Raw genomic sequence first — 12,089 nt, 5'->3', positions numbered from 1 at the left:
TTATGGATAAACAGTCAAAAACGTTAAGTGTCTTTAGAGAAATATTTGTTTTTCAGGATTATGTTAATGAAATTTTTGAAATGATAATAGTTTATGGATTAAAGATTCTTGTAGCGCTGATCGTGTGGTGTCTTTCAAGGTTTTTTGTCAAAAGGGTAGGTAGGCTTTTCTTTAGTGCTTTTGAAAAATCCAAGTTAGAAACAAAATTAGATTCTACTATTCTTAATTTTTTTAAGTCATTTTTTAAAGTTATGATGGATATGGTGTTAATCTTGATGATTTTACCTTATCTTGGTGTTTCTACAACTTCTATTTTTGCTATATTTGGCTCTCTAGGTCTTGCAGTTGGTCTTGCTGCTCAAGGGATTTTATCTGACTTTGTTAGCGGGTTTGTTGTTTTAAATTCCAGTTTTTTTAAAATTGGTGATTACATTAGTTGTGATGATGTTGAGGGTGAAGTAAATGATATTCATATATTTTTTACTACACTTAAAACTGTAGATGGTAAAATTATTAAGATTCCAAATAGTAAGTTTACAGACACATCGGTTACTAATTTTTCTACAAATCCTGAAAGGAGGATTGCATTCGATTTTCAAGTACCTTATGACACAGATATTGGTTCTCTTAAAAGTAGAATAGAAGATTTGGCATTTTCCTTTAATAAGGAGCAACATGGTGTTAATAAGCCTAGTGTTGTTGTAAAGGAATATACCCCTTATTATATAGTCATGCAAGTGAGATCTTTTGTAAAAACCGAGTTTTTTTGGGATTTTCAATATTTCATAGCAGAAAATATTAAATGTATTTTAGATGATATGGGAATAAAATTTCCCATTCATAACGTGGATTTTAGCAAATTATATTAATATTTTTTTATTTTTAATTATTTCAAAATAATACTGTTCAATTTTTTCTACAAAAAATGAGCTTGAAAACATCACAGATGTCTCTTCTGTATTTTTTTTTAGAGTTTGTAATTTTTCTTCGTTTTCTATTATTTCTTTTATGTATTTGTGCAAATTTTCATAATCATCTATTAAAAATCCATTTTTTCCTTGCTGGATTACGTCTTTGTATATTATGTCATTAATAAGTACCGCAGGTATTCCAGCCGTTAATGCCTCAATTGTTGTCATTGGATATACTTCGCTTCTTGATAAACTTGCAAATACATCAGATATTTTATAATAGTAATACATTTCTTCCCATGGAATTGTTCCAATGAGTATTATTTGTTTTTCAAGTTCATATTGCTTTCTAAATCGCCTTACCTTAGTTTCTTCTTTTCCCTTTCCTATGAGAATGAGCTTGCAATTTTTGTTCTCAATTAGGAGTTTTTTTAAATATTTCATTAATAAGCATATATTTTTTTCTTCATTTATTCTTCCAACAAATATTATGATTTTATCGTTTTTACTTATTCCATGTTTGGTTAAAATCTCTTGTCTTTTTTCTTGGCTTAGGTCTTTTATGAAAATTTTTCTGTCTATTCCATTTGGAATTATTTTATAGTCAGCATTTGTTGCAAGATGAAAATATTTATTATGTGACTTAATTGATGGATAAATGAAATGATGTATTTGGTCATAAAATTTTTTCATCATTTTGTCTGGATTAGTTAAATATTTGAAAATTCCTAAGTAATGTAGATAATAATTCCACATTGTATGGTTTGTGTGAACTATTGGAATATTGTGTTGTAGTGCTAATTTTTTCCCGATTTTTCCCATAGTAAATTCCGAATGTGTATGAATGATTTCAGGTTGATATTCTTGTATTATCTTTTTTATTCTTGTTTTGTTTGGGAACGCTATTTTGGCATCTACTGTGTGGTTCAATTTAATTGAGAAGCATCTGTAAACGTGATCTTCTTGTAAATCTGTTTTTTGAGATTGTGGACAAAAAATATAAACACTGTGTCCTTTTCTTTCGAAACCTTCTTTAATTTGTTTTATAGATGTTGCTACTCCATTTTTATCTGGAAGATATGTATCTGTAAATATTGCAATTTTCATATTTTATCCTAACGATTGAAGTATAACATATTTATTACTTGGATTATAATATTATTTAAATGAAAGAAATTTATTTACTTTTAGGCAAAGAACAAGGATTAAAAGAAGCTTATTTAAATGATATTTTTAGTAAGTTAAATGCTGATGATATATGTGTTACTAGGCTTTTTATGTCAGAATTGTCATCAATAGAGCTTTCTGAATTGCTTTTAACCAATTCTTTTTTTTCTAAAGAGGAAGTTTTTATTGTTTATGAGTCTGAAAATTTAAAAAATAAAAAGGATTTAGAGTTGATTTATAGTACGATCTTAAAATCTTTAAATAAGATTATTATTTTTGTTTCTAATGAAAATTCGATTAGTTTTGATCCTAAAGGTTCTTTAAATTTAGTTAAAAAAACTTTTTATGATCTATCTGATGCTGACAAATTTTTATTTGTAAAGAAAAGTTTTTTTAAACTTGGAATTAAAATTACAGATAAAGCCATACATTTAATGCTTTTCATGTTAGATGCAGATACTAAGGTTTTGCAGTTTTATGTAAATTCTTTTGCTCTTATGATTAAAAATAAAACTATTGATGAACATGACATAAATTCTTGGCTTAGTTTTATGCGTCCTGAAAATTCTTTTTCCTTGTTTGAATCAGTTTTGAAAAAGGATATGGAGTATGCTTTAGTTAAGGTTAAATCCATCTTGGAGCAGGGAGAAGATTTGGTTAACGTTGTAATGAGTCTTGGTTGGCAGTTTAAAAAATTTTTAAAGGTCAAAATAGATTGTGAGAATTTGCATGATATCCCATCTGTCTTTAAAAAGCATAAAATATTTATCTCGTTAGAGAAAGTTTATAAGATAGGACTTAAAAATTACTCGATTTTTGATATCAAATTTATTTTGAAACTTTTACATAAGTTTGATTTGTATGCAAGAGTCTATGGTAAAAATATGCATTTGAATTTATCATATTTTATGATATTAGTTTTATTAAATCAGGATAATACTATACTTGATAATTTTTCTTCTAAATTTAAATTTACTAATGTTTTGTAATTGTTATTGTCTTTATAAGACAGTGTGTAAGAGCTTTTAAGACTTTTTTTAGTATTGTTAATCTTTAACCGTTATTTTTAAGTAATATGAAATATTAAATTAAGACTCTATGGAATAAGTATTTTTTAAATTTTGATCTTCTGAGAATTTTTTTATTTTTTTAGCCATTTTGATGTTGATTTTCATTTTTTGAGCTATTTCATCTTCGTTTAAGAGAAATATATCTTTGTATGTTCCAAGCTTTTTTAAAATATTTTTGGCTTTTTGTTCCCCAATTCCTTCTATTTTACTGTAATGCAATTTTATATTTCTGCGTAGTTTTCTATTAAAGCTATTTGCTTTTCTGTGAGATTCATCTCGAACATTTTGTAATATTTTAAGAGCGGGATTTCCTTTTGAGAGTTTAATGCCTTGTGTTTTGTTTGGTAAAAATATTGTTTCTTCTTGTTTTGCTAGAGCACAAATAGTGATTTTGTCTTCAATTTTTAATCTTTTTAAAATGGAGTAAGCCGCATTTAATTGACCTTTTCCTCCATCGATTAAGATTAAATTGGGTAATTCTAATTGCTCGTTAATTAGTTTTGAGTATCTCCTTGATATAATTTCTTTTATTGCCTTAAAATCATCAATTTCACCATCATTTAGTGAATTGATTTTATAAACTCTGTATCCATCTTTAAAGGGTTTGCCCATTTTAAAGGTAACAAGTGATGCTACTGTTTTATATCCATTAAGATGAGCAATATCAAATCCTTCAATTGTTTTTGGTATTTTTGTCATTTCAAGAATGATCTTTAAATTTTCTAGTGCTCTATTGTTTTCATTATTATATGCTCTTAATGCGATTTCTGCGTTGGAAATTGCCATTTCCATTATCTTTATAGTGTCTTTAGTGTCTTCATAAACTATTTCAGTGTTTGTATTTTTAAGTTCATTTATTAGTTTTATAATATCTTCAGTTTCAATCTTTTTAAAGGTACATATTTTATCAGGTACTATCATATTTAAAGATGTATAGTATTGTGTTATAAATTCTGCTATTAGCTCATCCTCTTCATATATACTTTCATCAAAATTTATGTCTTTTTCTACTAGTTTGCCGTCTTTGTATTTAAATATTACTATTATATTTAAATTGTCGGTTTTATGAATGTATATATAGTCTGTGCTAAGTTTATTTATTTTTGTAATTATCTGTGTTTGACTTATCTCAATTAATGATCTTTTAGTTTCTTTTAACTTTATTGCTGATTCAAAATCTTCCTTTTTGATTACCCCTTTCATTTTTATTTTAATTTCATCTAAAAGTTTAGATGTGTTTCCATTTAAGATATGTCTTATTTTGTTTACTTCTTCTTTGTATTGTTCTTCAAGATCATTTCTGTAACATACCCCAAGACATTGACCCATGTGAAAATAAAGACATGGGTTTTTTGATTTTTTTTTGCATTTTCTGGTTTTAAATGTTTTGTTAATAAGGTTTAGTACTAAGTCTAAGTGTTTTGCATTAACATATGGACCGAAATATTCACTTCCGTCATTTATTATTTTCCTAGTTTTAAAGACCCTTGGGTATTTTTCGCAAGTTATTTTGATCATAGGATACCCTTTATCGTCTTTTAATTTGATATTATAGTCTGGTTTGTGCTCCTTGATTAAGTTGCACTCTAAGAGTAGAGCTTCATATTCACTGTTTGTGGTAATTACTTCTATATTTACTACGTTTTTCATTAATATTTTTGTTTTAAGACTGATTTTTTCTAGGAAGTAGTTTTTTACTCTTGCTCTTAAATTTTTTGCTTTTCCAATGTATAGTATCTTGTTGTCTTGTGAGTACATTTTATAACAGCCACTTGTTGTTGGAAATTCTTGTACTTTTTTGTGTAGACAATTTAAATGTTCTCTCATGTTGTATCTATTATTGTTTCTAAGTAATCATTTTTATTTTTGTGATATAATATTATATCATATTTGGGTTATTTTATATTTTTGATTTTTTACGTTGAAAAAGATAAAGGTCTATAATGAGATTAGTTTTTATATTTGCGCTATTTTGTTTGTGTCTTTTTAGTGTTTTTTCTCAGGAACTTAAGTTGATTCTTGATGCTAAAGATGGGTTTAAATTTATTCAGGAAGCTCATAACATTAGCTTTACGAGAGGTGATAGAGGTATTCTTGGAATTTATTTGGATAGACATAAAGGAGTTTTAGATTTTAATAATGTTGATTTTAGATTAAAAATAGAAAAGGACAGTATTGTTAAAGATGCTGCTTTAAACTATTCTATTGACTCAGATAATGCAAAAATTTCAAATTCTTTTCATAATATTGCAGGCAATTCTTTAATTTTTTGTTCAAGTCAAAATACCATTAAGCTTAAACCTTTAACAAAAAAGGCTTTTTTTTGTTCAGGTAATGTAATTTCTGATTTTACTATCCAGTTTTGGGCATACCGTTCTACTTCTATTACTGGAGAAATTATTGTAAATTGGAACGGGTATAAAAATATTAAAGGTGTTTGGCTAGATCAAGCTATTCGATTAGAGAGTGAAGGCGGAACTTTTGTTTGGAATTTTAATAATGTGTTTTTAAATGATAATGGAGAACCTATTAAGATTAAACTTAAGAGTGATGATGATTTTATTCCAAAAGAGTGGCATTTACATACTGTAAGGTATAGGCAAAAAGATGGGTTATTGGAATATTTAATAGATTCTAAACCTCAGGCCATAGAGTATGTTACTGCTGATAAGAGAGAAGGTTTTGGTTATTTATTAAATATTGGTAATTTTATTAATTTTACATTGGGACAGTATTTTACGGGGGCTATTGAGAATTTTGAAATTCATAAAAGTTTTGAAGAAGTAAATAATGCTTTCTTTTCAAGAGATAAGGGATATATTATTACAGAACCAATCAAGCTATCTAAAGATTATTCTCAAATTTTATCTGTAGAATTTGATACTGTAAAGCCAAAAGATACAGATATTTTTTATTATTATAGATTGGATAATAGGATATTTTACGAAACAGATAAGGATGGAAAAATAAAAAAGAATTTAACAGGATATTGGATTCATTTTGATCCTAAGAGTGGGGTTCCTAAATTTAATGTATCAAAATATATTCAAATTAAGGTAGAACTTTATCCAAGCGGTGATCCTGTAGACAGTCCATCTCTTTATAGCATGATTCTTACTTACATACCTGAAGCTGCACCTTTTCCTCCTCTAATAACAAAAGCTGCCCCAGGAGCTGGTGAGATATTGATTGAATGGTTCCCTGTTATTAGTAGTAATGTTGGTGGCTATTACATTTATATTGGCGTTAGTCCTGGTAATTATCATGATAAATCTGAAAATATTTTGACATCTCCTATTGATGTTGGTAATCAGACTTCTTTTAGAATTACAGGTCTTGAGAATGGAAGGCTTTATTACATTAGTGTTGCTTCTTATAATTTAGACAAAAGTGTTAATGAGTCGTCTTTTTCGAAAGAAATTTCTGTAAGACCTATGGAGTTTTTTAAGCAGTATGAATAGTATTAATTTTGAAAAAGCCTTAGAACTTTATAAGAATGGTGATCTTAAGAATGCGCTTTTAAATCTGGATGTTTTTGATGATAGTTTTGATTCTTTAGTTCTTAAATCTCTTATTTATTTTAGACTTAAGGATTATAAGGCACTTCTATATGTATTAGATACTTATCCTGTTTTAAGTGAGTATCGTTTTTTAATTAAGCTTTTACATTATGGTAAGTTTGAGGATCAGAAAGGTGAATTGGGTTATTTTCAAAATTATAATCTTGGGGTTTTTTATTTTGGATTAAAAGATTATGAGAAGTCTTTGAATTATTTTTTAAAATCTATTCAGCAACATCCTAGTTTGATTCAGGCTATTAATAATGCTGCTATTTTGCTTGAGATACTGGGCAGAAAAGATGAAGCTGACCAAATGCTTATTAAAGCTGTTGATATGGATAAGAATAATGCTCTTGTTAAGTTGAATGTTTGGTTTTTAAAAAATAATTGTATATTTAATAGTGCTAAACCGTTTGAGATAGATGAGAGCTTTAAAGAGGCTAATCTTTCTCTTGTTGTTAATTATTTGATGTATTACCTTTATTCTATTGGAGAGATAAGTAGTGCGATTAAGCTTTCTGAGAGGTTTTTAACAGATTCAAATTATTCTAAATATATTTGGCATAATAGAGCAACTATTTTGCATAAAATAGGTAATATGACGCAAGCCACTAAATCTTATGTAAAAGCTATTTTAAGTTTTCCTAATATCTATACAATATATAATATGCATATTGCTACAATAGAGCTTTTGAATTTTTCTCCCAAAAGATCTATTGATAGAATGTTGTTAGATTATCCTAATATGGATTCAGTTTGTTTTTACGCGTTTTTGTTTTTTTTAAGAAATCGTGAACTTGAAGATGCTTATTTTTATGTAAAAAAGCTTTGTGAAATTAAACCAGATACTTATTCTAAATTTTTAAATCTATTTGAATCTAGAGAAGATATTTTGATTGAAGAACTCTTAGATGAATTTGCAATGGTTTTGAAGGGCAGATGGACGTTGGAATATTTGTTCTTTATTGACAATTCTTTGAATTTAAAAGATCCTGTTTTTGTTTTTGATTATGATACTAGACTTTGTCCATATATTTGGAAAATTAAAGATGAGCATATTGAACTTAGAGCTAATAACAATGAGGTAGAAATTACTAAGAAGATTTTTTCAGATGAACTTATGCAAGTTAAATTGGATGTTACAATTAAAGAGATTAGGGATTTAATAGAGGCTTATAGGGATTTTAAGATCAATTGTTAAGATTTAAAGTTATTTTTTTGTTGACAATGTAATGACTCTAATATACTATTTTTATTAGTATGTTTGCAAGGAGAGATGCCAGAGTGGTTGAATGGGGCTTCCTGCTAAGAAGTTGTCCTTTTAAAAAGGGGACCATGGGTTCGAATCCCATTCTCTCCGTAAGAGTTTTTGTTAAGGGTTGTCTTGACAAAAGTTTCTTTAATTTATTAGTATGCTAATAATTTGGGAGAGGTGGCAGAGTGGTTTAATGCTACGGTCTTGAAAACCGTCGTAGGTTTAGCCTACCGTGAGTTCGAATCTCACCCTCTCCGTTGTTTATTTTATTATGAGCAAATTTGACAATCAGTTTTCGGTATTATTATCGAGTGGGAATATGAATTCAATTTTTCCATCTACTCGTGGTCGTATTGTGAGTACGTCATAAAAGATTAGCACATTATTGTTCTTAAAATAATATTTGTATTGTTTGAAAACTTTTTCAAATTCTTCTTCAAATTTAGATTTATTATCAGAATGAATACTAAATTTTTTAAAATCTGTTTCTACCTGTGTTCTTAGTACTTGCATCAAAGAGTCTAATTGATCTTTTGAAATTATATCTGAGAGTTTTATTTTTTCTTTTCCTCTTAGATTAATTGGATGGTATGTTGTAATTCCATTTGCATCATACTTGTCTATTGTGTATTGACTGTATAGAATTGATGTTATGTTAAGGTCTGGGTTTTTAAATATTTCAAAGTTAGAGTGATAGAAATATTCATGGTTATAGTTTTTTGATTTTTTTGTTTTAAGAGATTCGATTTTATGAGTTTTCCATTCTTTTATAAGCTTTTCAAAACCAAGTTCTAGACCTTCTGTAATAGGAATTTGGGCGTCTATGTGAAAAATATTATTATCTTCATCAGTAATGGTTTCTTTTATAATTTTTTTTTCAATATTAATGTCAGCATTTTCTATTTTTTGTGTATGTTTTGTGCATGATATTATTAGTAAAAATGTTGCTATTGTGGTTGAAAGTTTAATTGTCATTTATTGCTCCTTTTTAGAGATGAATTAATGTTTTAATTTTGAATAATATTTTTGATTATTTGTTATAAATTTGATTTTATTGTAATAAATAATAATTTTTATTACAATTGAAATTGTATCTTTGATTGTGCCCATAGCTCAGCTGGATAGAGCATTAGATTGCGGTTCTGAAGGTCAGAGGTTCAAATCCTCTTGGGCACGAAGGTCGTTGGTTTTGGAGAGATGGCCGAGCGGCTTAAGGCGCACGCTTGGAAAGCGTGTATACATGAAAATGTATCATGGGTTCGAATCCCATTCTCTCCGATTCCTAGGATCCGCACTATTGAGTGTTACCTAATCCCGTCAGGACTGGAAGGTAGCAGCGGTAAGTAATTTCTCAATGAGTGCGCAAATCTTAGGATAAATTTATTTTAGTTAAATAGGCAAATATGCTTTTATAAAATTAATACTTGATCATAAGTATTGATATATATATTGTCAAATGATGATTTTTATTGTTTGAATGCTTTTGATTTTGTGTAATTTAAGGTTTAAGTAATATTTTTCTTAGTATATGGGGAGATGGGATGATATCTGCAAGAGGTACTGCCATTAAGAGGCGTCCCAGAGATTTAAATTCTCTTGAGGGCCAAGATTTTGTTGTTGAAACCTTAAAACATTCAATAAAAAATGATAAAATAGCAAATGCTTATATATTTTCAGGACCACGGGGAGTTGGTAAAACTTCTTCTGCAAGGGCTTTTGCACGATGTTTGAACTGTAAAATAGGCCCAACAATTATGCCTTGTGATATGTGTTTCAGTTGTAAATCCATTGATAATGATAATAAACTTGATATTATTGAGATTGATGGGGCCTCAAATACTTCTGTTCAAGATGTTAAACAAATTAAAGAAGATATAATGTTTCCCCCTTCAAGCTCTAGATATAGAGTTTATATTATTGATGAAGTGCATATGCTTTCAAATTCAGCTTTTAATGCTCTTTTAAAGACAATTGAAGAGCCTCCCAGTTATATTGTTTTTATTTTTGCTACGACAGAGGTACACAAACTTCCAGATACAATAAAGAGCAGGTGTCAACATTTTAATTTTAGACTTTTGCCTTTAGATAAGGTTTATGAAATGTTAAAGCATGTTTGTCTTGAAGATAACATTAAATATGAAGATGAGGCTTTAAGGTGGATTGCTTATAAGAGTGGAGGAAGCGTAAGGGATGCTTATACTCTCTTTGATCAGATTGTGTCATTAAGTAATTCCGATATACAATTTGAACAGATTAGATCCAAGATGGGGTTTACTAGTAGTGAGTTTTTAGAAAAATTGGCACTAAGCATTCTTAATGATGATTTAAAAGAATTGCTTTGTATTTTAGATGCTGTTTTTTTAACCGGGATTTCATGTGAGCAATTTCTTCTTGATACGATTGAATTTTTTAGAGAGATATTATTTTTAAAATTAGGTATTAAAAATCTTATGTTTATTGGTATTAGACCTGAAAGTTTAAAAGAAAAATTATTAAGTTTTGACTTGAAGCATGTTGAGAGAAGTATTAGTGTACTACTTGAAACTTATAGGGATTTGCAGTTTTCAATAAATCCTAAGTATGAACTTGAGATTAATTTTATTAAGATACTTAGACTTAAAGATTACGTGCCCAGCCATGTTTTAATTAAGCAAATTCAAGATATTGAAGCTAAGGTGTTTGATGAGGTTAGTTTGAATTTAAATGATACTGATTTCAATACGGATATAGAATCAAAATTAGGAAATATCTCTTCAGTAGAGCCAGTGGAATTGGGTCTTGATAAAACTGAGACTGCATTAAAGACTGAAGTTAAAGCCTATACTCATCTTAACCTTGATGGTGATGATATTGATGAAATTTTTATAGAAACAAAAGATAATTTTGATAAGGTAGATGATAATGATAAAATTAAAGAAAGTTTTGTTTATTTAGTATCTAAGTATGTTCAAACTTTAGTATATTCAGGAGAGGTTTTGATTGACAATGATGTGCTTTATTATAAAGTTTTTAGTGGATTTGAGTACAATCAGCTACAGGCCTATCAAAATGAGATAAGAGCTGAATTTTGTAAAGAATTTCCTAGATTAAATGTTGTATTTCAAAAACAGTTTAAGGATGATGATGATGAGTTTGATAGTAAGGTACTAAAAATTAAAAACATTTTTGGAGCAAGTGAGGTAAAGTAATAGGATATGGCAGTAAATCCATTAGATTTTTTAAAGAATATGTCAGGTTTTAAAGATAACATTGATAATTTTAAAAAAGAAATATCTCAAATTGTTGTATGTGGAAGAGCAGGAAGCGATGTTGTCGTTGTTGAGATGAATGGAGAATTTGTTGTTAAAAAAGTTGCAATTAAGGAAGAATTTTTTAGTGATTTAGATAATGAGGCCCTTGAGCACATGATAAAATCGGCTTTTAATGATGCTATTTCTAAGGTTAAGGAAGAGATAAAGTCAAAAACAATGGGTTCTATTCCATTTGGGATTTAAGATTTGATTATACAAGATTTAATTGTTTTACTTTCTAAGTTGCCAGGTATAGGTAGAAAGACAGCAGTACGAATGGTTTATGATATTTTGTATAATGGTGAGGAGTATTCAAGAGCTTTGGGACAAATTTTAATCAATTTTCATTCTAGTATAAGAAAATGTAAAAATTGTTATAATTTTTCTGAGGGAGAATTTTGTAATATTTGTATGGATTTAAGTAGATGTAAAGATATGATTTGTGTTGTGGAGATGCCGCAAGACTTAGAGGTTATTGAGTCTACTAAAGAATATTATGGATTGTATTTTGTGCTTCATGGTCATCTTGATCCTTTAAGAGATATTGGTCCAAATAGGTTAAATCTTGATAAATTAAAAAATTATGTTAGGGAATTTGGGGCTCGGGAAGTGATTATTGCTACAGAATTTAGTATTGAAGGAGATGTGACAGCAAATTATATTAGTAGCATTTTAAAGAATTTAGATATTAATGTTACAAGAATAGCATCTGGTCTTCCTGCTGGGGGTAGTGTTAGTAATGCAGATAAAATTACTACTTTGAGGGCTTTGCGTTTAAGATTTAAGATGTAAGCTTAGGTATTTATTTTTATAACTTTTAAAAAGTGTTTCAATTG

General features: G+C 28.3%; 10 protein-coding genes, 4 tRNA genes and 1 other RNA gene. 12 read left to right on the top strand and 3 right to left on the bottom strand.

Annotated elements, in window-relative coordinates; all coding sequences use genetic code 11:
* Window positions 1-2: 2 nt before the first annotated feature.
* Entirely contained in the window at window positions 3-869 is an 867-nt protein-coding gene (locus QMG63_RS02180; RefSeq protein ID WP_281861321.1) for a mechanosensitive ion channel family protein, read from the top strand.
* On the opposite strand, the gene QMG63_RS02175 is transcribed toward QMG63_RS02180, so the two are convergent.
* Window positions 861-2,018, bottom strand: a complete 1,158-nt coding sequence (locus tag QMG63_RS02175) for a glycosyltransferase (RefSeq protein ID WP_281861319.1) — start codon at window positions 2,016-2,018, stop codon at window positions 861-863. The genes QMG63_RS02180 and QMG63_RS02175 overlap by 9 nt on opposite strands.
* Window positions 2,019-2,077: 59 nt before the next feature.
* Here QMG63_RS02175 and holA point away from each other — a divergent pair, with 59 nt between their 5' ends.
* The gene (gene holA, locus QMG63_RS02170) at window positions 2,078-3,067 is read left to right on the top strand and encodes a DNA polymerase III subunit delta (RefSeq protein WP_281861317.1); all 990 of its coding nucleotides are present in this window, start codon (window positions 2,078-2,080) and stop codon (window positions 3,065-3,067) included.
* Between the two features lie 99 nt (window positions 3,068-3,166).
* Here holA and uvrC read toward each other — a convergent pair whose 3' ends face one another.
* Window positions 3,167-4,975, bottom strand: coding sequence for an excinuclease ABC subunit UvrC (gene uvrC / locus QMG63_RS02165; RefSeq protein ID WP_281861315.1), 1,809 nt, complete (start codon window positions 4,973-4,975; stop codon window positions 3,167-3,169).
* A gap of 116 nt (window positions 4,976-5,091) precedes the next feature.
* On the opposite strand from uvrC, the gene QMG63_RS02160 reads away from it, so the two are divergent.
* The 4 genes from QMG63_RS02160 to QMG63_RS02145 all read left to right on the top strand — a co-directional run bounded on the left by QMG63_RS02160 (window position 5,092) and on the right by QMG63_RS02145 (window position 8,220).
* The gene (locus QMG63_RS02160; protein WP_281861313.1) at window positions 5,092-6,609 is read left to right on the top strand and encodes a fibronectin type III domain-containing protein; all 1,518 of its coding nucleotides are present in this window, start codon (window positions 5,092-5,094) and stop codon (window positions 6,607-6,609) included.
* Window positions 6,602-7,909, top strand: a complete 1,308-nt coding sequence (locus QMG63_RS02155) for a tetratricopeptide repeat protein (protein ID WP_281861312.1) — start codon at window positions 6,602-6,604, stop codon at window positions 7,907-7,909. The genes QMG63_RS02160 and QMG63_RS02155 overlap by 8 nt, the downstream gene beginning before the upstream one ends.
* Window positions 7,910-7,978: 69 nt before the next feature.
* A tRNA-Ser gene (locus QMG63_RS02150) sits at window positions 7,979-8,068 on the top strand.
* A gap of 66 nt (window positions 8,069-8,134) precedes the next feature.
* A tRNA-Ser gene (locus tag QMG63_RS02145) sits at window positions 8,135-8,220 on the top strand.
* 31 nt (window positions 8,221-8,251) lie between these two features.
* Here the strand turns inward: QMG63_RS02145 and QMG63_RS02140 are convergent.
* Window positions 8,252-8,938, bottom strand: coding sequence for a DUF3298 domain-containing protein (locus QMG63_RS02140; protein ID WP_281861311.1), 687 nt, complete (start codon window positions 8,936-8,938; stop codon window positions 8,252-8,254).
* Between the two features lie 127 nt (window positions 8,939-9,065).
* On the opposite strand from QMG63_RS02140, the gene QMG63_RS02135 reads away from it, so the two are divergent.
* From QMG63_RS02135 to recR, 6 genes are all read left to right on the top strand, one after another.
* Window positions 9,066-9,139: transfer RNA gene (locus QMG63_RS02135), tRNA-Arg, on the top strand.
* 15 nt (window positions 9,140-9,154) lie between these two features.
* Window positions 9,155-9,241 (top strand) — tRNA-Ser (locus tag QMG63_RS02130).
* Between the two features lie 2 nt (window positions 9,242-9,243).
* An RNA gene (gene ffs / locus QMG63_RS02125) (signal recognition particle sRNA small type) lies at window positions 9,244-9,341 on the top strand.
* Between the two features lie 163 nt (window positions 9,342-9,504).
* On the top strand, window positions 9,505-11,151 hold the full coding sequence (gene dnaX / locus QMG63_RS02120) for a DNA polymerase III subunit gamma/tau (RefSeq protein WP_281861309.1): 1,647 nt from the start codon (window positions 9,505-9,507) through the stop codon (window positions 11,149-11,151).
* 6 nt (window positions 11,152-11,157) lie between these two features.
* Window positions 11,158-11,457 carry a YbaB/EbfC family nucleoid-associated protein gene (locus QMG63_RS02115; RefSeq protein ID WP_281861307.1) on the top strand — a complete coding sequence of 100 codons (300 nt, stop codon included), beginning with the start codon at window positions 11,158-11,160 and terminating at the stop codon, window positions 11,455-11,457.
* A 3-nt stretch (window positions 11,458-11,460) separates the two neighbouring features.
* On the top strand, window positions 11,461-12,045 hold the full coding sequence (gene recR, locus QMG63_RS02110; protein WP_281861305.1) for a recombination mediator RecR: 585 nt from the start codon (window positions 11,461-11,463) through the stop codon (window positions 12,043-12,045).
* The last annotated feature ends 44 nt before the right edge of the window (window positions 12,046-12,089 follow it).

The organism is Candidatus Borrelia fainii (assembly GCF_027925085.1).
GTDB lineage: Bacteria > Spirochaetota > Spirochaetia > Borreliales > Borreliaceae > Borrelia > Borrelia turicatae.
This window is presented reverse-complemented; position numbering and strand designations above follow the sequence as displayed.

What these genes read in the sequence shown, in the direction of transcription:
- QMG63_RS02180 (WP_281861321.1), top strand. Translation starts at nt 3, where the DNA reads ATGGATAAACAGTCAAAAACGTTAAGTGTCTTTAGAGAAATATTTGTT.
- QMG63_RS02175 (WP_281861319.1), bottom strand. Translation starts at nt 2,018, where the DNA reads ATGAAAATTGCAATATTTACAGATACATATCTTCCAGATAAAAATGGA.
- holA (WP_281861317.1), top strand. Translation starts at nt 2,078, where the DNA reads ATGAAAGAAATTTATTTACTTTTAGGCAAAGAACAAGGATTAAAAGAA.
- uvrC (WP_281861315.1), bottom strand. Translation starts at nt 4,975, where the DNA reads ATGAGAGAACATTTAAATTGTCTACACAAAAAAGTACAAGAATTTCCA.
- QMG63_RS02160 (WP_281861313.1), top strand. Translation starts at nt 5,092, where the DNA reads ATGAGATTAGTTTTTATATTTGCGCTATTTTGTTTGTGTCTTTTTAGT.
- QMG63_RS02155 (WP_281861312.1), top strand. Translation starts at nt 6,602, where the DNA reads ATGAATAGTATTAATTTTGAAAAAGCCTTAGAACTTTATAAGAATGGT.
- QMG63_RS02140 (WP_281861311.1), bottom strand. Translation starts at nt 8,938, where the DNA reads ATGACAATTAAACTTTCAACCACAATAGCAACATTTTTACTAATAATA.
- dnaX (WP_281861309.1), top strand. Translation starts at nt 9,505, where the DNA reads ATGATATCTGCAAGAGGTACTGCCATTAAGAGGCGTCCCAGAGATTTA.
- QMG63_RS02115 (WP_281861307.1), top strand. Translation starts at nt 11,158, where the DNA reads ATGGCAGTAAATCCATTAGATTTTTTAAAGAATATGTCAGGTTTTAAA.